We start from the raw sequence: 20,764 nt of genomic DNA, 5'->3' as shown, positions 1-20,764 counted from the left end.
TACCGATAAACTATTTAAATTTTGCGTTCCTCTCGATAGTCCAACCCTGGCGCTTCGAGAGGTCGCATTTTTTTCCTTTAAACATCTTGGCACCCTGCTTGTCACCTTTCAACTGCCAGTCGAGCCATGCCAAAGCAACCACCGTAAACTCACCACCATGAGGCTGACGGTAAGTACCGCCATGACCTACGGGATAGTTAACAGCGCATGCAGGAACATGCTTGATGCGGTGGAAGTCGTCCATACCGTTTTCGTAGGCAATATCTTCCTTGCCGCCTAACATATACATGATAGGCGTGTGAATCTCCTGCAATTTCTCCTTCGGAGGCATGGGCATACCACCTACAGCCTGAGCCGCATTCTGCTGGTTAAACAGTCCACTGTTACAGATCATCAGTGCCTTGATACGTGGATCTGCGCAATTAAATAAGGTCTGCAAGCCACCACATGACATACCCGACACACAGATATTCTTCACGTCAATCTTCTGATAGAAGGGTGATTCCGGATCTGCATTCTGTGCAAAAGCCCAGTCAATAGACTCTATCTGTTGTTCCGATCTCGACATAGGTCCTTTATACCATTCGTCGGTCATCGGGATGATTCCTGTAGCCAGCACTAGATAGCCGTGCGAGGCAATTTCATTGAGGAAGTTCATGTGTTCGAATGGTGAATTGGCACAAGCACCGTTACCCCATACCAACACAGGCAACGGATGCTGGGCATCGAACTGCGACAGATCCTGCGGACAGAATACCGTGTGTTCCTCCAGTCCTGGCACTTCTTTCATGATAGCCTTATAAGCGCCTGTTCCACCTTCCTCGATGATACGCGACTGCAATCTGACATCCTGCAGGAAGCTGACCATCTTTTTGAGATTGGCCTCAGTGTACATAGCAGGTCCGCCATGATTGCCTTCTGGCACAAAGGTTGCCTCTGTCTTCACACCCGAAGCCTTCAACAACTCATAGAACTTCTTGCCCTGACAGCAAGGCACTACGTTATCCTTCTCACCATGGAAGATGATGACTGGTGGATCATAACTGTCGATATAGCTGGTAGCACTCAGACTGAGGTATTTATCCGGTTCCTTGTCCAATTTTGAATTGAGTAGTACATCCTCCGGGCTGTTCTCTCCCATCGTCATATGCTCGCCGCAATCCATGGCTGTCAGGTCGATTGGTCCCGACCAGTCGCAAGCAGCATTCACCTCACTGCTCTCGCCCAGGAATTTTCCTACCTTACCTTCCAGATCAATATCCACCGATCCCACTTTAGTATGCTTCACACCGCTGGTAGTAGCAGTTATAGATGCCAGATGACCTCCAGAAGAGAAGCCGCTGGTAGCGATAAACGAGGTGTCGAACTTGTATTTCTTAGCCTCGCCACGTACAAAACGGATGACGGCACGGACATCATGAATCTGAGCAGGCCACTTTGCATCCATACTTGAACGGTGATTCGGGCAAACCACAGCATAGCCTGCGTCTAACAGACTCTTCACAATCGTACCTAAATCGGCCATACCCTTACTGCTATTACTGAACCAGGCACTACCATAAATATGAACTACCACAGGATAAGCCGCTTTTTCCTGCTTAGGCAGATAGATGTCGCAGGTGTGATAAGCCTGATCATCACCTGCATAGTTCACATCTTTCCATTCCTGCGATGTTTCCAACTTCACCTGAGGCACCTGTAATCCCCCAAATCCGCCTGCCGGTTGCCCCATGGCCACAGCCGACAAACAGCACATACATACTGATAATAGTTGTTTCTTCATTTTATTAATGTTTTAGAATATATTCGGATATCATGTGTGTTAGTGTCTTTCCCTAACAGGAATTTATCGATAAAGGCAAGCACCTCGGGCCATTGGCATTCGGGCAGTTGACAATGTCCATGACCACCAACAACACTCCATCCCATACGGTCGACAATACCAAAACGCTCCCACACCTTCTTGGCAGCCTTCGCCGACACCAGCATCGCCTCATCAGCCAGCCACTTATAGTCAGGATTGCCCAATAGTAACAAGGCACGCGGACAAACTAGCGCACAGAGCTCATGCTGATCATAAGGCAGTTGATACACGCTATCACCATGAAAGTTCTCGCGCTGACTCTCCAAGAACCAATGGTAGTCGGTCTTGTCAATGTTCTCCACGCTGTCCTGCAGATGCGAGATACGCCAGGCTGCAGCACCACCTCCACCAGGTTCTTGTGCGATAGTCAATGCCACACGTTCATCGAAAGCACCACAGTAAAGAGCCATCTTTCCCGCATACGAGCAACCGGTCACACCGATACGCTTGGTATCAATCTTTGTCACCTCTGGTCCTAGCTGTTCCAAACCGTCAATCAAACGACTGAAGCCCCACGCCCACTCACTATAGGCACCGTTATCCTTCAGCTGTGGATAGAGGCGATCAAAATGATGTTCACCACGCTCATGATGTTTCCCCCACTGACCATAGTCGTTCACCTGCTTCTCGTGGAAGTTCATCGTAGCAATAGGACGGTCCACAAACAACTGACGAGGTAATGAAATCATACTCGAACCAATCATCAAGGCATAAGGTGCTTTTCCCGTCTTAGGATAATTAATCTCCGAACGCAGGGTGAGCGTTTCGCCATTCACTGTCACATCCACAATCAGCGTATCGCCGCTCATGCGGGCCTTCACACTTTCCTTTTTCACAGCAGGTTTCTCGCCTATACCATAATGCTGTATCAACGCAGCAATCTCACTACGTCTGCGAGACCAGTCGTTGAAGCCATTCACACCTTTCAACGGATCAGGTAGTTCCTTGATTACTGGTAACTGTTGAGCTTCGGGCATCGCAGGCTTTGCAAAGGCCGCACCGGTATGTTCAACCGGATAAGCCAAAGGAAGCTGGCTACCCGTCTGGGCCTGCGCCCAGAGGGTAGCACAGCACAATACAATAGTTGATAAAAGTTGTTTCATTTGGTTGGCAGTATTGGCTCTCCCATCTCAGATGCCTCGGCATCCTTTTCGTCGAGCTTAAACAGCATAAAGTTTGGTTTCTCAGCAGTGCAAGGTTCCCATACACCATCCTTCTCTCCATTAGGGTTACTGAACTTAGCGAAGTTGGTCCAGGCAGTCAGCATTTTCTCAGAGAGATCCCAGTCCCCCTGAGTCCAAGGACGCCAGCAGTGCTCCAGACTCTTGAAGACAAACCACAGGTCACTGGAATGAAAGGCTCCCTTCAGACGATTGGTAATCTCAGGGTGCTTACCATCGTCTGGCAGAGGACGTGCGAACTCATAGGCCCAAGCCTTCTTACCCTGGGCTTCACGAACCTTGCAGAACTCAGCAATGCCAGGCGCCATCGAGCCCATATCGTTCATCGTATAACCAATCATATAAGGCACGTCGGCAATCTCACCGGTACGAGCAGCCTCATCAAAGCTCTTGAGTGATACGTAACCATCCACAATAGGACGCTCCATCACATAGACATCACTCTTATTTACCATATTATATATAGTAGCCACACTATAGATGACCTCAGTCGATGCGGCACGCAATTTCTTCAGATCAGTGAGTCCAGCCCAGTCCATTACCTTCTTGGTCTCTGCCTCAGCCTCTTTCAGCGTGGGATTATAGGTAAAGAACTTAGCCATCGGAGTAGCAGGTTTAGCAGCTTCGCCATCTTTTGAAGGGATGTTCAGACCACCACCACTCATAATCACGGCTTTGTGGAACAAGCCGCGAGCCAACGGGCTCTCACAGAGCGTACGGACGCTACCAGCACCAGCACTCTGACCGAAGATGGTTACATTATCCGGATCGCCACCAAACTGGGCAATATTCTCTTTGATCCATTTCAACGACTGGATCTGGTCCAGGATGCCATAATTCCCCGACACCCCATGAGGGCTCTCAGCCGAGAGTTCACCATAAGGCATGAAACCAAAGATACCTAAACGGTAGTTGATGGTGACAAGCACCACATCCTTCAGGGCCCATGCCTTACCATCAAACTCTGGTTCTGTTCCCCAGCCTTCACGATAGCCACCACCGTGTATCCACAGGGCTACAGGCAGTTTCTTATCTGCTTTCCCTGGAGCCTTGGTAAACACATTCAGATACAGACAGTCCTCACTGTAGGGAGCCTCATCGCCGTAGCCCCACTCCGAGGTATAGAAACCAGGATAATGAACAGCCTGATAGCCTGGGTGTCCGAACTTATCACATGTTCTAACACCTTCCCAGGCCACAACGGGCTGTGGTTCTTTCCAACGCAGGTCACCAATAGGTGCTGCTGCATAAGGGATTCCCTTATAGGCATAATAGGTATCATGGTCAGGGCTATCAATCTTGACACCTTGAATCTGACCTCCCTCAACGGTTAAGATAGGAGATTCCTCCTGCTGAACTTGCTGGCACCCCATGAGGGCTACGAGTGCAACAAATAAAAATGATTTTTTCATAAATAGTTAGGTAATTGATTTTGTTATTGTTTATTTAGGAAGTTGAAATCCAGCACGGATAAACACAGGGATATAGGCCTTAGTCACTGTGGTGTTGACATACTGTCCGCCATCATAATGCTGACCTGTACGATAGTCGTACCAACCACCCTCATGCTTTGGCAGATAGGTACGCCAAGTAGTCACACCGGGTTCTGTCACAGGACTGATGAGCAGGGCTGGTCCGAACATATATTCATATTTCTGTTTGAGTGCCTCGGCATCATTAGTAAAGTCGAACACCAGCGGTCGCATCAAGGTACCGCCTCGCTCAGATACTTGTCGTGCACATTGCTTAATATAAGGCATGAGACGATAGCGTTCTTTCAGACAGGCTGCAATCACTTCTTGAGCCTCTGGTCCATAATTCCAGGGTTCGGTATTACTCATATAACCATGTACACGCATCAATGGCAGATAGACACTGGTCTCAATCCAGCGTAGCATCCGCTCGATATAGGCGCTGTCAGTGTACTGGTTTTGCGGACGGAAGAATCCACCAGCATCATAGGTCCACCAAGGAATGCCAGCAGCCTGCATACCCAAGCCAGCGGTAATCTGTCTTCGGAAAGTCTCCCAGTCATTACCTACATCACCACTCCACATGGCAGAGCCATAACGCTGGATGCCCGCGAAACCACAACGAGTCAGAATCATCGGTTCCTTGCCAGCCTGCTTCAATCCTTCGCTCACCGTTTTGTTAACCAAGAGCGGATAGACATTTCTCACCTGCTCACCCGTCCATTGACCTTTGTTCACACGACGTCCTGCCAGATCATCATTCTCTGGTTCGGTAGCATCCTGCCACCAGGCATCAATACCTAAAGGCAACAGACGCTCCTTGAAGTTCTTCCAATAGGCAGCTGCAGCTTCTGGACTAAAGAAGTCAATCCAGTCGGTACCGGGGATATAGTACCCGTCGGTCTCCATCTGCTTTCCCACTTCCGAGTGTTTGTCAATCTTCGACCAAACGCTGACCATCAGTTTCATCCCCATCTGATGCAGACTGTCGGTCAACGCTTTGGGGTCAGGATAGAACTCCTCATCAAACTGCATCGAGTTCCACCCGTATTTGCCCCAATACTGCCAGTCCTGTACCATCACGCTCACAGGCAACTGCTCCTGACGGAAACGGTTGGCAGTCTGCAGTATCTCATCCGATGAATGGAAGCGCTCCCTGCAGTGGATATATCCCAACGCCCAGTCCGGCATCTGCGGACACTCACCTGTCAGTTGGCGATAGGTAGCTATAATCTCATCGGGTGTACCTACAAACACGGTATAATCCACAGCATCGGCTACAGGTGAACGGAACACTGTTTCATCCTTCACCTGATGATAATAGAGCACAGGCTGATCATCCTTTGTCAGTTCGGCAGATAACTGATGACGCCCTTTCTTCAAGTGTACGATCTTCGAAGCTGTAGGCGGCAACCAGAGGTTCTGCATCTCTATAACAGGCTGTCCGTCAATCATCAGGTTATGGCGACGTGCCATCTTCTGACCAACATCCAACAACAAGGCGTAGTCGCCTGTCACGCTGATATCAATGGCAGCCTCGAAGATATGACGCTCTCTGACTTCACGCTTACCACCTTCTGTCGAGGTTACATCCACCACCTCCTTTTCTCCTGCACCAGCACGCTTTACCAGTTTGACGCTCTGATCGCTGGGATTAAACTCCGTTAGGCCGTAATTATTCCACAGAATGCCATAGCCCTTGTTCGAGATGAGCATAGGAATACTGATCTGCGTGTTCACCTGAGTGAGTCGACGTGAGAGGCCACGCACGTTGCTGTAGCCATCCTGGAACTGTCCAAGTCCGAACAGGCATTCATCCTTTGGCGAATGGATGGTAAGCGTAGCTACACCTGACTGCCACTGATGATTAGTGGCACGGAACACGGTCTTTCCTGCCTGATTCTGGATGGTCACCTCGTGTCCTCTCACCTTAACCTTCACATCAGCCTGCTTCAACTGGTCATGTTTCACATAGATCCAATCAGGCAGCTGACTCTTACTACCACATTGCACACGTACAGCATTTGGGGCAACATACCGCACCTCTATCTGCTGTGCTACCACCGTCATGCCGATAGTCAGCATCACGATGGTAGAGAAAAACTTTTTATTAACTATTCGCATTCTGTTTTTATTTTATTACATATCAGGACCACCACCAAATCCGCCTCCCATTCCGGGGAACTGAGGATCGGGTTGTTTCTTCACTTCAAGCAGTAGCTTCACCAATGCACGTCGGCGCTGGGTCCATGTAGGATAATCGTCAGCCTTCAACACATTCATCTTCATGCCAGGCATCCGCATCCCTCCCATCTGTTGACTCAGATCGGTCTTACTCACAGTAATCATGCAAGGTTTCGCATGGTCATCAGCTATCAGTCTATCAGTTATGGCATCGGCGCCACCTACCTTGAACCAACTCTCAACCGACTCGCTATCAGGCGCTACCAACTGAATGAAAGCAGGCAACACGCCCATCTGCATCTTGGGCGAGATATAGATAGCCATATCTCTCTGGAGGTCATAACCCACACGACCATGTTCTATCTCACCTTGCGAGGCAAAGTTAAAGGGCGATTTGGGATTATCAGCAACACTGTATTTGAAGCCAGCATCAGGCGATATGTACATATTGCTGGGATCGGTCACCTGCATATCGTCAACAACGAAACAATACTTGAAGGTATCAAACAGGTACTCATTCATCTTCACACTCCATACGCCATCACTGTCGCGCTCCATAGTCATGTTCTCTGGCAACATCTCGCACTCCAGTTCTACCTTCTTGGCATGAGGTGCCTTGAAACGGAAGATGATACCATCTTCAGTATATTCCGGCGAGATGATGGGACGGGGGAAGAGTCGCGCCATCACACCAGCCGTAAACTGCTGTTCCTTACCTGTCTTGGCAGGAGCTGGCTCACCGTTCTTCATAGCTTCCTCTGAGGCTTTCTTGTTGAAAAGCAGTGGCAAGGTCTTGGTCAGGAAATACTTGGCATTCATCCAAGTATGACCGAACTTATCATTGGTAAACTCCTTCACACTACGGATTCCCTTGGTGTCGAGGAATTCCATATAGTCACGAGCATTGCCATACAGAAAATCATCGGTACCCACACCCAACCAGAACAGACGGATCTTCTTGTTGGTGTCCTCTGCCTGATCGTAGACACCAGCAATATCAGTTGACGTAAACGAGCTATAACTACACAGATACGAGAACTTGTCAAGATTACTCAAGCCATTAAACAAAGCCTGGTTGCCACCACGTGAGAAACCACCAATGGCACGATGCTCCTTATTGTTGATGGTGCGATAGTTCTTTTCGATATAGGGCATCAAGTCGTTAATTAGGTCCTTACTGAACACATCGCCTCCGAAACGAGTCTGTGGCGCCCCGTTGGCAGCAGGTGCAGCCAACAGTTTGGTTGGATTACCATAAGGCAACACGATAATCATTTCCTTGGCTGCCTTCTGAGCCAACAGATTGTCGAGAATATAGTTCACACGTCCTACCTTATAATAGACTTCTTCAGTATCGGTAGTACCACTAATCAGATAGAACACGGGATATTTCTTCTCGCGGTTCATCATGTAGTTGGGTGGCAGATAGACAATGGCAGTATTCGTGCCACCTAAGCTCTTTGAGTAATAATGGATATACTCCATGCTGCCATGGGGCACGTCTTTGATGTCATGAGGCAGTCCGTCTTTCGATTTGATTTCCAGCAGACTGTTCTTAAACCCCTCGTTGGGGAAATACTGTGGATTGTCCGGGTCCATGATACTCACTCCGTCAACGATGAAGCAATAGGGATACATGTCAGGAGCCGCTGGACCTAAGGTTACGGTCCAGAGCCCCGTCTTGGCATCTTTCTGCATTGGCTTGCGCCCGGCAAACTGTACATCTACCAGCACCTCTTTGGCCTGGTCGTTCTTGTACTGAAATGTCACCGTGCCATCCTCATGACAGATAGTGCCTGCGTTTGCCTGCAAGCAACAGGTCAGCAGCAACGAGATTACGGTTTTTGTTTTCATAAGTTTTTAGTTTTGATTGTTATTGCTCAGTCTTTTATAAACACTTTCTTGCCATCTTTGATATAGAGTCCCTTGCGAGGGTTCTTCACGGCACAGCCATTCAGATCGTAGCAAGTAGCCTCGGCTTTCCGGATGCGAGGACGACTGATTTCTGAGGTCAATTCAAATTCACCGATAGTCATCGTCTGTCCCATATAGCCAATCACCGCCCAGTCAGCGATATTATCCGATTCGAAGCCTCCATTAGGAACCAACTCGGTGCTGCCGCCTTTTTCCTCACAGGTCACATCATCAAAATACACCTGACCACCGATTTTACCGAAAGCAAACTGAAGACGGTCGATGGTATAATTAGCATTGAATTCCCAGGTAAACTCCTTGAACTCCGAAGTCAGCTGATAGCTGGCCTCATATTGCACGGCCTTACTGTTATTCCAATCATCACGCTCCGGACTTGCAGTCCACAGGGGCCATAATGCACAGTCGCCAGGATTATCAGCCTTGATGCGCGCTTTCACCACATAGGTCTTACCTGTCGTCATCGGCGTTGTCAAGGTGCAGTGCAACTGCTTGTCCCACGGGTTACTGCCTGCCGTACCATTATCTACTACCAATACATGGTTAGGGCCTTTGTCTGAAACCTCCACGTTGACAGCCATCTGGTGCAGCGTACCCATAAAGTCGGTATAGCTAACTGTTATCACACCTTTCTTAGCTACGGTGCCACTTACCACACCATTTGTAATAGTAAAGTCGGTGCTGCTAAAGGTCACCTCATTGGTCAGATTCTCTCGATGGCCATCAGCAAACTCTCCCCAGATGGTCAGTGCCTTGCTACCGCCTATCCTGATTTGCAGATCGCCAGGATTCTCTAACGTCTTTAAGGTCGTCAGGTTCTTCATATTATCAGGCATCGTATAGTCGGCAGCCTTCTGAGCCTGAAGTCCTAATACCTTCAGGGCCTCATAGGCATAACGCTTTCCGAATGTGCGATAGCCGGCGGCAGAGAAATGCCAGGCATCATCACCATTACCAGGAATACCTACCGAGCTTACCACATGTCCTGTGGGGATGACTGTTGGAATCTGTGCCACCACAGCGTTGTGTCCAGCACATCCTCCACCCATGTCGGCCTGTTCGGTCTCACCCACAAACAGAGGTACATCAGCAGCCTGCAATCCTAAGTCGGTCAGCATATCCTGATAAATCTTCTTCACCTTATTGGGCCAGTTAGGATCGCCACAGTTCGAACAGCCCTGATGTAGCAGAATGCCTTTGATGACACCTACCTGCTGGGCTTTCTTCGCCATCTCTATCAGCCGTCCATAAGGATTCCCGCCATAATGCATATTCGACAGGGTAGCCCACCAGGCATCAGGATTTTCTGTCAGTGTCTGCTGATATTCATCCTTATCGAACATCTCGATAGGACTACCACCCATAGCCACAGCCACCACACCTACTTTGGTATCCTGAGGCAACGCAGCCACCATGGTGCGACCGAAATAGTCGCTCATACCTAACTTACCCGTAGGACTCACAATGGGGCAACTGGCTGTGTACCAATTGCCCATTGTTCTTTGAAGATTAGTAAAGTTGGTGGTAGCCAACATCTGGAAACGCGGGTCCACAACATCATCAGCCGGTGATTCCCACTGGGCATTGCCCTCCATGTTTGACTGACCAAAACAAAGATAGATATAGAAATGTGGATCCACTTCAGCCTGCACGCCCATGCCGGCGAGCATCATACAAAGTGTTATAATCGTTTTTCTCATTTTAAGTAATTCAATCTTACACCCTATTTAAACTGCCAGTAGTCCAGACGTACATCGCCACTGGTCTTACCGAAACAGAGATACAGGTCGTGAACACCTGTTGCATTCTTCACCTTGCCGCTGAAGGCACGATACTTCTCAACCGAACCGGTCTTACCGATGGTCACGGTACCTATCACGGGACCGTTGTTGCTGTCCAGACGCAGGGTGATGGTCGTGGTACCATTGGCAGCAGCTACCATCTGGAACTGCTTAGCGCCCTTACTACCGAAGTCAACACCACGCAACTTGATATACTCGCCATCGTTGATATCGAAGATATACATATTCTTCTTACCTGTCGAGGTAGGCATATCAGCCACTACACCTGTATTCTCGATACCCATCTTGGCACTCTTCAGCCCGAAGCCCCAAGCCATGGTCTCAGCCTCTACACGCTGATAAGGATTCAGCCAGTGTAGCTGTTTCATAGGCTGCTGGTCTAACCAGTAAGGAATCTCCTGGATAGTACCATCAGCATTGTAGGTAATCTCCTGAGCTGACACCGAACGACGCTCGTGGTGAACGAAAGTCTCCAGATGCATCAGGTCGTAGTTCTGCCCGAACACATACGAATGACCCTTATAATCTACGATACCAGGATGATTACCACGGTCGCGCTGGGTTGGCTTCATAATATAGCCTTTCCACTCCCAAGGACCGGTAGGACTATCGCTCATAGCATAGCCTAAAGCCTCAGGACAGCAAGTTGATGCGAAACCAAGATAATAATGACCATTACGCTTGTAGAACCAAGGACCCTCCTGATAGTTGGGGATGTGCGGCAACTGGTGTACCTCGCTGGTGAGCGAAGTCATGTCCTGACCTAACTTAGCCCAGAAGGTATGTGGGTTTCCCCAGTACATATAGGCCTGACCGTCATCGTCGGTATAAACCGATGGATCGATATCATACCAGTTCTCCTGATTCCAAACTAGTGGTTTTCCAAGGGGATCCTTGAAGGGACCGTAAGGCGAGTCTGCCTCCAGCACACCGATACCATGACCATGCAACGGGGCATAGAGGTAATATTTCCCATTACGTTCTACGGTCTGAATGGCCCAGGCTCCGTTCTCACGACCACGCCAAGGGAAATCCTTCAGCGAAGCCACAGCGCCATGCTCAGTCCAGTTCACCATATCAGTTGTGCTCCACAACAGCCAGTCATACATAAAGAAACCAGCCGAGCTCTTCTCGTTTACATCGGGGATATCCTCAGGCGAAGCATCGTGCGAAGTATAGAGGAACAAGGTGTCGCCCACTACCAGTGGTGAGGGGTCGGCGGTATACTTGGTCTGGAATAATGGCATGTTCACCTGCTCCAGTCCACGCATCTCCCACCAGTCGAAATTAAAGAGTTTCGGTCCCTTACGGCCTTTGAACACCAGATATACATCGGCTGTTGCAGGCAGATTCAAGCCAGAGATGGTACGTGTAGGAGCATCGATATCGGTAAGGGTTGAATAGTCCAGATCAACGGTAATAGTCTGCCATTTCTCCCAGCCACCTGTACCAGGCACATTCAGTGTACCCAGACATCTGCCACCGATACTATCGAGATGAATCTCAATCTGTCCGCCACGCAGTCCGCTGGCCACACGGGCCGTGAAAGTACGTGGATACTTATTGGCAAACGCCACGTTCTGCAGTTTAATATAATCGCCATTGTGTATATCGCTGACATATACGCCCACTTCGTCGTTCTGCTCAGTCTTAACGCCCTTTGAGAAAGCCATCGTCTCGGCCTCAACCTTACGATAAGGGTTAAACACAGCAACAGGCTTCACACCTGCATCGGTAGGCATGATCTTCGGGAAGCTGCCATCGGCATTGTATTTAAACTCCTCGACAGCCACACTACGACCGAATCCGCCGCCCTTGGGCAACTTACCGGTGTGGTAGAAGAAATAGCTATGCCCCTTGAAGTCGGCAACACCGCAGTGGTTAGTAAACGAGTTGGTATCGCACAATGGCATAATCTCACCGGCATACTTCCATGGTCCTAAGGGCGATGGCGCCGTGCTGTACGAGATATGCTCGGGCACACCGCCAGCAGCATACAACAGCTGATACGTGCCGTTGCGCTTGGTGAGCCAAGGGCCTTCTACATAACTATCTTTATATGTCTTACCCTTCTCGCGCTCCTTCATCATCGGACCGCCGAAGGCTTCTTCCGTCATAGGCAGTTTGCCCAATTCACCGCTATACGATATCATGTCGCGGTTCAGCTTCAGGTAGTAGCACTGTGGATTTCCCCACATCAGCCAAGCTTGTCCGTCATCATCAATCAGCACGGTGGGGTCGATATGATCCCAACTGCCGTTCTCGAACAAGGGCTTACCCAAGGCATCCTTGAAAGGACCAGTAGGACTGTCGCTCACTGCCACGCCGATGGCCATGCCATTCGATATCCTGGAATGAGCGCAGATATACCAATAGAACTTTCCATCGCGCTCGATGGTCTGCCCGGCCCAGGCACGGTCGTCGGCCCATGAGAAGGTCTCCAAGGCTAATGGCGAACCATGGTCCTGCCAGTTTACCATATCCTGAGTAGAATACACACGCCACTCCTGCATCCAGAAGAAGTCGGCGTTATCCTCATCATGCCCAGTGTACACATACATTGTTCCGTTATGTACCAATGGTGCTGGGTCGCTGGTGTACCACGTCTGCACGAAGGGGTTCTGTGCCATCGCGCTCGTAGTTAGCAGCATGGCAGCTGCTAAAGTTTTTGTTGTCTTGATCATTCTTTTTACCGTTTTATAAGTTTTCTGCTGCAAAGATACATCAAAAACACGACACTGCGTTTTGGAAATGTATCATTTTCTTTGCGAAACGTTACATTATGATATTAGGCTTACAACTGATTATCAACAAGATATACATCGGCTATAAACGTAGGGGGTTATTCCCTACGTTTATTACTTTCAATCTTTCGTCCCATCTCACGGGCATCTGTTTTCACCGGTGCCGATGTGAAATCGGGGGTATTATACGAGTACATCAAACGACGATAATACTGTTTGGGATTACGTTGCGGCAACAGGAATGGTTTAGTAAGTCGTCCCTTTTCATCGATAGACGAGAAATAAAGACGTGTGTACAAGCCATCATCGCGACGACTGGTGAACAAAAACCAGCGACTGTTTCTGCTCCAGTTATGCAGACTCTCCGAACGCATGCTGTTCACTCCCGCCATAGGGCTTGTCGCACCAGTCTGAAGATCAAGCAGATAGAGATCGGCTTCTGGGTGCCATACAGAGAAGTAGCCATAGTCCAGCTGGGTGTACATCAGGTACTTGCCATCATACGAAGGTCGAGGCCACGTCACACTCTTTCCAGTCTTGTCGGCATTCACCAGTGTATCCACCTCAGCGCCAATCTTACCGGTTTTCTCGTCAAAAGCCACACGACAAAGACTGTACTTCACCTGCTGATAGCCCTTGGGATAGTCGCCACATCGGGTAGTGGTAAAATAGAGCCACTTGCCATCGGGCGAGAAGGCTGGCGTGTTTTCCGCCCACGCCGATGTCATGATAAGCGTATCTTTGAGAACCTCATGACGCTCCATATCATAGACAAACACATCCGACGAGCTGTCGAATACTTCTATACGCTTGTTGTTGCCGGTATGAAACATCTGTGCCGTTTTATTGGTCGAGAAAGCACAATAACGGCCACTGGGATGCCAGTAGGGATAGACCATTGAGCCACCAAGACTGTCGTTACGCGCCTTGAGAAGTTCATCCTTTCCATGCTGATGAACCACGGTGGCACCATGCTCGCCTCTGACATGGAACACATACTGGTCAGGATTGCTGCGATTAGCCGTATGGCAGTTCATGCATTGGCCGTGAACCTGCGAGTTCTCCAGCATAGCGGTTTCCGTAAAGTCGGAGAGACAACGCTGATAAAGCCCCATATGTCCATAGAGTGCATAGCTGGGAGCAATACGGCGATAGGTAACGCCCCACTCATCAAGCGGATTCGGACTGACCTCGATGGTAAAGTCATGATACTGATACCATATGCCCTCTTTGCGTGCCGTCACAGATACCTGCAAACGGCTGCCCTTGTTGGCCTTCAACAGCTGATGCCACGCATCGATGTCAAAATCAGCAAAGGCACCTTCCGCATGTATCGAACCTCCTTTTTCACCTTTCACATCTACATAGATATCGGTAAAGGCATCATCAGCCATAGAGAAATTCAGCGGTGCGATATCCACAGGCACCGTTACTCCGATATAATCCGGATAGATAGCAGGCTGCTGGTTCACCTGCTGCACATGCTCAGGATGCAGACTACATGCCGACACGAGCAGTGCCAGCAAAGTCATCAAAGCCCATCTGTTTATCTTCTTCATATCACTATTCATCTAAAAGAAATTCACATCAACTGTCTGACCATAGATATCCTGCAACGGACCATAGAACGGCACCTGCTTGATTGTTTCGGGATGCGTAGCCAACTCTCTCATCTGCTTAGCCCAGTTACGATAGAACAAGGTCGACTCCAACAAAGAGATGTATTTCAACGCTACTTCATACTGCCCTGTAATCAGGCTTGTCTCTACCAGTCGCGACAGTTCACGACCGCTCATATTATAGTTCGAAGTACTCTCCAGCACCTCAAAGGCAGCACGCTGCGAGATATTCGGGAAACCCATGTGAAGATAGACATCGCTCATCATCATAGCAGCCATGCCACTGGTCAGCACCTCGTAAGTATGCAACAGATTCTCTTTCAGATCATCACTGGATATCTGCTTCAGGTAATACTTAGCCAAACGTACCACGTTTTTGCAAGCCAACGACTGCGGCTCCTGTTCGTTCGACTTCCTGACAATCCCAGTCCAGTCTTTCATACGCAGAAGACGGTCGTACACCATCTCCTCATCGATGCCATACTTGCCTCGCTGAATCATCTGGTAGTCCAACCCTTTGAACAGATTCGCCAAAGAATACGGCACGAGATATGAACTACCGATGATACATGCCAGCAACAACAGGCCCATAGCCGAAGTCTGCGCTGCAACAACTATCCTGCTGCGAGGAACGGAAAGCCATCTGAGATGATATAACGGCAGCAGTACGATGACAGGCCCTGCCAGCCAGTAGCCTATTGGCACCAGCAGACACGATACCATCAAGGCCGCCACTTTCCGATGAGGCAATAACAACATCAGCGACAATGTCAACAGAAGACCTGCAGGCAGTGTCATGGAGAAATCCAGATCGCACAACAGATAACATAGCACAACCGAGGGCAAGAATGATATGGGGAAAAGAATCTTTTCGCTGACAGCAGGCAGACAACGTTTCAGCAACACACCGAAAACCTGTTGAATGGCAACCAACAGGATAGCAGAGAGCAAGGCTCCCAGCGTTACGAAACGAAAGAACTGCACTAAGAACTCCCCAATATAACGCGCTATTCCTCCAGGTACTGCCAACCGTTCCATCAGATAATCGTCCTGATAGAGGAACAGCTGAAAAGACTCACGTTCCAACACCACTTCCGGTCGTACATACCCCCAGAAGCAGAACACCGCTATACCAAAGAGGGCTGTCAGATATAGTTTCCAATTCTTTTTCATCATGTCACTCAGTTATCTAATAGTTACTTGCTGTCGTTTGCCATCAACCACCTGTCTATGAACCAGGGTGTTGGTCAATCTTCTCCTCCTGTCCCAGATAGGTCTCTGCCTCCTCAGCCCAGCCGCTATAAAACAGACTATGCTTCAAGAGTGCCAGATGCTTCCTGGCAAGATTGTATTTACCATTGATGATATAACACTCAGCTATGCGCTGGGTGAAACGGCCGCTCTTCCGACCGTTATTGATCGACTCCTGCATATCGAACATGTAACGCTGAGCTGAATTCACCATTCCCAGACGGAAGAAAGCCTCGGCAGCAGGGATATTCGAGAAGGGGTTGCGCACCATGTTCATCAACAAGGCATCGATACCACTCTGATAGAAGTCGAACATACGGTCGGCCAACTGTCGGCGCTCTGCCAATGCCAGGTTAACACTGTTCGACCAGAATGCTGTTTCCACCGTCTTCTGCTCTGCCCGCTGAATGATATCATCCCAATGCTCGTTCCTGATCTGATAATCCTGCCAAACCAGCTCATACCGTTCGTCGGCATAGCCACGCGTTACAGCCAACCAGCCTAACACCACAACGGCAACAGCCTGAACAGGCCACTTGACAACCTGAGTAAGACGGAATCTGTCGGCCAGTACACATAACAGCACCGATAAGGGGACAATCCATAACATCGGCACCATCGACGGACTGCGATAATAGCCCATGGAGCCTATCACCGATTGCAAGGGCACCTGCGCGAGCACCGAATGCCACAGTAGCAGTTGTACGGCCAGCAACCATATAGGCAACCAAGCAAAACGCTTGTAATCCACAACGATTCGCAGTGCCACATACAGCCAAGCCATAGGACCAATCAGCCAATAAGTCAGAGGCACCAGGACCAGTTCCTTACAGATATCCAACCAACGATTAGCCAAACGGATCTTAGCCACCGCCATAGCTGCTATCATAGCGATAGGGAATGAAAGCAGCACATCCAGATCGCCCATGGCCCAAAAGAGCAGGACGGTTGGAATCATACTCATCAGGAAAGTCTCAGCCCTTAACCAGTTAGCCACCACTCGTTGATAGCCGATATAGAGGCCAGCCAGAATCATGGCGCCCAACCATGGCAGATAATAGAACTGTACGATACCCGTCTCTATCCATTCGACCAATCCAGCAGGACGACTCAGGCAATCCAGTAGATAGTCTGGTGTCCACAAAAACAGCTGATATTGCTCTGCATAGGATAGTGCATGGGGCAGATATCCTCCCCAGAACAAGAAGACAAAAGTGCCAAGAAAAACTGACAAAACCCAGTTCTTTTTGGCTACCATCTGGAGATATCTGGTGATGTATTCCGACTTCATAAAACCAATCTTTCCAAAAACCCTGCAAAATTACATATTTTTATTGAATCCACCAAGAAAAAAGCCTGGACTTTCACAAGCCCAGGCCCCATAACAATGTAAAGTTCTAAAATTATCCGCCCCACCAAACGAGGCGGATAAGATTTATTTACCACTCAAACCATCAGCAAAACCTGCATAGGTATGCTTGCGGTAATAGTCTTTATCCCACAGTCCCACTGGGCTGTTAGCACGCCAGCCGCTGTCAGCAGGGCTGTCGGTAGCGCACCACTGGGTGATACCCCACTGCTGGGCAGCAGGAACCACTGAGAGATAAGTCTTAATAATCCATGTGTAGTAAGCAGCCATAGCCTTGTGCTGCTCCTCGGTAACGAGTGCGGTAGCCACATCGTTGCCATCGGCATCAACCAAGCCCATATCAAGCTCAGAGATACGAACCAGCTTACCGCTCTCAGCCATCAGTTTGAAGGCATTCTCAACGGCTTTCTGCTTGCTCTCCTGAGTCTTTGGATCGAGGTAGTAAGAGATGTGCATCTGGGTTCCGATACCATCGATCTTAGTCACGCCATCAGCCTCCCATTCCTTGATCCACTGGATCAGGCTCTTCAGCTTAGCATTGCCATCCCAGTCACTCTCGAGGTTGTAGTCGTTGATGAACAACTTCACATCCTCAGGACCATACTTACGAGCCAGCTTAACAGCGGTACGTACATAGTCGAGGTCGCCCAGGTAGTTCTGCCAGAAGAAGTCGTTATCATTGTCGCTCTCGTGCTGCAGGTCGTACTTACCGTCACCATCCTTGTCAGCACCCGAGATAGCCTCGTTAACAACATCCCAAGCCTTCACCTTGCCATCACAAGCTTCCATCATACCAGAGATCCACTTGTCCATAGCCCAAGTCAGGGTATCCTTCTTCTCCTGATCACTTAATGGAAGGCTTGACATTGCTAATGTTTCAAGACCAAATGAAGGTCCCTGCCAGTTATTTGCCCAACCTGCAATGCTTCCAGAAGTAAAGTCGACATTAGCCATTAACTCCTTATTGGTTTCTACCTCTATACAAGAGATTGTCTGGATATAAAGTTTGCCTTTCAGCTTTCCAAAAACAAACTGCAGTTTATCATGATCGAATGCAGCGTTGAATTCCCATACATATTCAGCAAACTTGGTTCCTACTGTTTTTTCCTCAAGATACTGTACATCATTACTACCACCCCACTGGTTCTTATTAGGGCTAGCATCCCAGATAGGCCAAAGTCCAACGGCACCTCCATTCTCTGTCTGGGCAGTAATTGTTATAACATATTTACCACCCTTCTTCATTGGTGTAGGAAGCGAATAGACTGCCTGAGAATCCCAACTGTTAGCCTTACCATCTCCATTATTATAGGTCAGACATGGCACGCCAACAGGAGGAGCGACTGAAGCAATAGCAAATGATGGACCTTGCCAGTTATTTGACCATCCCTGAAGATCGCCATCAAAAGAACCATTCTCTGCCATTTCCACCTCAGAACCTTTTTCCTTAATAGACAGGTCATCAAAGGCAATCTTTCCTTTCAATTTACCAAAAACGAACTGAAGCTTATCATGAGAGAATGCAGCATCAAACTCCCAACTATATTCAGTAAAATCCGTACCTACGGTATATGTAGCAAGATACTGTACATCATTACTACCACCCCACTGGTTTTTATTAGGACTGGCTTCCCATATTGGCCACAAAGCCAAATCTCCGCCTTCATCAGACTTCACCTTAACTTTTACAACATAAGTCTTGCCTTTCACCATTGGAGTTGGAAGTGCATAAATTGCCTGAGAATCCCAAGAATTAGCCTTGCCTTCTCCATTATTATACTCCAAGAAACGATTGGCCTGACCATCAGACTCTAAAGGTCTATCCTTTATTAAGCTATTCAGCCATTTTGCGGGCTGCTGAGCGTGCCATGCCAAGGTGTGGCCATACACACTCAAACCTGCATCAGTAGCGGTATTGACATAATCTGTTACAGTTCCAAAGTCCATATCGCCATTATCCTTGACGATAGAACCCATTTTCATTGCATTCCCAGCTACTGTCTCTGTAAAGTTTGAATTAACCAGGGCATAAACAAGCCCTTTGTTCATATAATCACTGACAGTTGTACCAATACCCAGTTTGAAGTTGTCATTGGTTACATATTCTTTCAGAGGCTGGTAGTCATTGAGGTAAGCATATTCCGCTATGCGGTCAGGGCGTCCGACCTCATAGTTGTGGTCGAACTCGTCAGCACAGGAAGCCAAGAAAATGGCTCCCAATGCTGATATGATGATTTGCTTCTTCATTTTGATTCTGTTTTTAATCATTATTTAATAAACTCCTCGGTCGTTACACCGCTACGCTGCCAAACCAGCTTCTCGTGAACACTGGTCTTGATAGGATTGCCAAGCTCGTCAGTAGCGTTGAAGTCCACGGCATACTCCAGCTCCATGAGGTCGCGGTCCTTGTTGTTCCAAGAGGCCTTAGCGCCATTGTCAGTCCAAGAACCGTTACCAGTAGCTGTTGTAGCGGCATTAGCGGATGTAATCACGCACTTGTCGTCAGCACTGAAGGTGAGCTTCAGTGTGGTGGTGAAAGTCTTTGAAACGGTCTCCACCTCAGTGGTTTTGTTACCATCCTTATCACGCTTGTACTGCTTGTAGTTCTTCTCAGTGTAAGAGATAGGATACTCACAAGTAGTCATCGATGTGCAGTTGATGGTAGCTGTACCAGCCTTCTCGATGTTGTCGATGCTGGTGTTGCCATGAGTGAGGTAAGTGCCTGCATACTTGTTCTGGTACTTCACACAATAGAGCACATAGTCCATAGGCAGAACCTCCCACTGAGACTTGTCGGTACGTACCTCCTTACCACCTTCCTTGAGCTCACCAGTCAGGATCTTACCGAATCCTTTCTGTGAAGTCATCACAAGGGGAATCACATAAGTAGCCTTTGAGGCGTCGGGGTCGTTGAAGAAGGCATCAGTCAACTGGACAGTGGTCGTACCGTTGAAAGAACCTTTAAACTCCAGATTGGTGGTCGACAGTGAGTAATACTCTGTTGGCATAACCTTCACAGGACGACCGTCGCTGAAGGTCAGGCCCTCCACGAGGGTGGGGTCAACAGCCACCTGCGCACTACCATTGCTGCCACTGTAAGAGCCACCAAAGGTAGCCTTAATCAAGCACTGGTGGTTCTTGTCGAGGGTGGTGTCATACTCATCATCACCGAGGATGATGGTACGCACGGGCGACTGATAAGGGAAGTAAACCGAGGTACCACCTTCGTAGTCGGGGAAAGTAGCATCGCCGTTCTCGCAAGAGGTCAGGCTTGCGCTGACAGCACAACTAACCAGACCAAAGGCGAAGAACTTCTTCATATTTTTAATATTCATAATTCTATTGT

The 20,764-nt window shown here is 48.8% G+C and carries 12 protein-coding genes and 1 pseudogene; all 13 read right to left on the bottom strand.

The features are described from left to right. Positions 1-10: 10 nt before the first annotated feature. The 13 genes and pseudogenes from T491_RS17985 to T491_RS15395 all read right to left on the bottom strand — a co-directional run bounded on the left by T491_RS17985 (position 11) and on the right by T491_RS15395 (position 20,738). A complete protein-coding gene (locus T491_RS17985) occupies positions 11-1,783 on the bottom strand; it encodes an alpha/beta hydrolase (RefSeq protein ID WP_231480154.1) in 1,773 nt (590 codons plus the stop codon). Next, positions 1,780-2,967 carry a hypothetical protein gene (locus tag T491_RS15420; protein WP_051522908.1) on the bottom strand — a complete coding sequence of 396 codons (1,188 nt, stop codon included), beginning with the start codon at positions 2,965-2,967 and terminating at the stop codon, positions 1,780-1,782. The genes T491_RS17985 and T491_RS15420 overlap by 4 nt, the downstream gene beginning before the upstream one ends. Next, positions 2,964-4,457 (bottom strand): carboxylesterase/lipase family protein, encoded by a 1,494-nt coding sequence (locus T491_RS0101475; RefSeq protein ID WP_028902307.1) that lies wholly within the window; start codon positions 4,455-4,457, stop codon positions 2,964-2,966. Before T491_RS0101475 ends, T491_RS15420 begins: the two co-directional genes overlap by 4 nt. A 30-nt stretch (positions 4,458-4,487) precedes the next feature. Beyond that, complete coding sequence (locus T491_RS0101470; RefSeq protein WP_036915086.1) at positions 4,488-6,641, bottom strand: TIM-barrel domain-containing protein; 2,154 nt, start codon at positions 6,639-6,641, stop codon at positions 4,488-4,490. A 15-nt stretch (positions 6,642-6,656) separates the two neighbouring features. Continuing rightward, the gene (locus T491_RS16865) at positions 6,657-8,555 is read right to left on the bottom strand and encodes an alpha/beta hydrolase-fold protein (RefSeq protein ID WP_081773194.1); all 1,899 of its coding nucleotides are present in this window, start codon (positions 8,553-8,555) and stop codon (positions 6,657-6,659) included. Between the two features lie 26 nt (positions 8,556-8,581). Further along, entirely contained in the window at positions 8,582-10,333 is a 1,752-nt protein-coding gene (locus T491_RS17310) for a sialate O-acetylesterase (RefSeq protein WP_081773193.1), read from the bottom strand. A 23-nt stretch (positions 10,334-10,356) separates the two neighbouring features. Further along, positions 10,357-11,682: a family 43 glycosylhydrolase gene (locus T491_RS17305; RefSeq protein ID WP_081773201.1), complete on the bottom strand. Its 1,326-nt coding sequence runs from the start codon at positions 11,680-11,682 to the stop codon at positions 10,357-10,359. An 81-nt stretch (positions 11,683-11,763) separates the two neighbouring features. Beyond that, positions 11,764-13,065, bottom strand: a pseudogene (locus T491_RS15400) (glycoside hydrolase family 43 protein); the annotation flags it as partial. A 212-nt stretch (positions 13,066-13,277) separates the two neighbouring features. Further along, complete coding sequence (locus T491_RS0101450) at positions 13,278-14,738, bottom strand: PD40 domain-containing protein (protein ID WP_028902305.1); 1,461 nt, start codon at positions 14,736-14,738, stop codon at positions 13,278-13,280. Between the two features lie 12 nt (positions 14,739-14,750). Beyond that, entirely contained in the window at positions 14,751-15,974 is a 1,224-nt protein-coding gene (locus tag T491_RS0101445) for a DUF6057 family protein (protein WP_028902304.1), read from the bottom strand. Between the two features lie 52 nt (positions 15,975-16,026). Beyond that, the gene (locus tag T491_RS0101440; protein ID WP_028902303.1) at positions 16,027-17,340 is read right to left on the bottom strand and encodes a DUF6057 family protein; all 1,314 of its coding nucleotides are present in this window, start codon (positions 17,338-17,340) and stop codon (positions 16,027-16,029) included. A 144-nt stretch (positions 17,341-17,484) separates the two neighbouring features. Then, positions 17,485-19,665 (bottom strand): endo-1,4-beta-xylanase, encoded by a 2,181-nt coding sequence (locus tag T491_RS0101430; protein WP_231480153.1) that lies wholly within the window; start codon positions 19,663-19,665, stop codon positions 17,485-17,487. A 20-nt stretch (positions 19,666-19,685) separates the two neighbouring features. Further along, positions 19,686-20,738, bottom strand: coding sequence for a DUF5627 domain-containing protein (locus T491_RS15395; protein WP_231480152.1), 1,053 nt, complete (start codon positions 20,736-20,738; stop codon positions 19,686-19,688). Between the last annotated feature and the right edge of the window lie 26 nt (positions 20,739-20,764).

This window comes from Prevotella sp. P6B4 (genome assembly GCF_000619985.1).
Classification (GTDB): domain Bacteria; phylum Bacteroidota; class Bacteroidia; order Bacteroidales; family Bacteroidaceae; genus Prevotella.
Note: the sequence above shows the minus strand (reverse complement) of the source record. Positions and strands in the feature narration are given on the sequence as shown.

Excerpts from the sequence above, each read along its gene's own strand:
- T491_RS17985 (WP_231480154.1), bottom strand. The coding sequence starts at position 1,783 with ATGAAGAAACAACTATTATCAGTATGTATGTGCTGTTTGTCGGCTGTG.
- T491_RS15420 (WP_051522908.1), bottom strand. The coding sequence starts at position 2,967 with ATGAAACAACTTTTATCAACTATTGTATTGTGCTGTGCTACCCTCTGG.
- T491_RS0101475 (WP_028902307.1), bottom strand. The coding sequence starts at position 4,457 with ATGAAAAAATCATTTTTATTTGTTGCACTCGTAGCCCTCATGGGGTGC.
- T491_RS0101470 (WP_036915086.1), bottom strand. The coding sequence starts at position 6,641 with ATGCGAATAGTTAATAAAAAGTTTTTCTCTACCATCGTGATGCTGACT.
- T491_RS16865 (WP_081773194.1), bottom strand. The coding sequence starts at position 8,555 with ATGAAAACAAAAACCGTAATCTCGTTGCTGCTGACCTGTTGCTTGCAG.
- T491_RS17310 (WP_081773193.1), bottom strand. The coding sequence starts at position 10,333 with ATGAGAAAAACGATTATAACACTTTGTATGATGCTCGCCGGCATGGGC.
- T491_RS17305 (WP_081773201.1), bottom strand. The coding sequence starts at position 11,682 with ATGCCATTATTCCAGACCAAGTATACCGCCGACCCCTCACCACTGGTA.
- T491_RS0101450 (WP_028902305.1), bottom strand. The coding sequence starts at position 14,738 with ATGAAGAAGATAAACAGATGGGCTTTGATGACTTTGCTGGCACTGCTC.
- T491_RS0101445 (WP_028902304.1), bottom strand. The coding sequence starts at position 15,974 with ATGATGAAAAAGAATTGGAAACTATATCTGACAGCCCTCTTTGGTATA.
- T491_RS0101440 (WP_028902303.1), bottom strand. The coding sequence starts at position 17,340 with ATGAAGTCGGAATACATCACCAGATATCTCCAGATGGTAGCCAAAAAG.
- T491_RS0101430 (WP_231480153.1), bottom strand. The coding sequence starts at position 19,665 with ATGAAGAAGCAAATCATCATATCAGCATTGGGAGCCATTTTCTTGGCT.
- T491_RS15395 (WP_231480152.1), bottom strand. The coding sequence starts at position 20,738 with ATGAAGAAGTTCTTCGCCTTTGGTCTGGTTAGTTGTGCTGTCAGCGCA.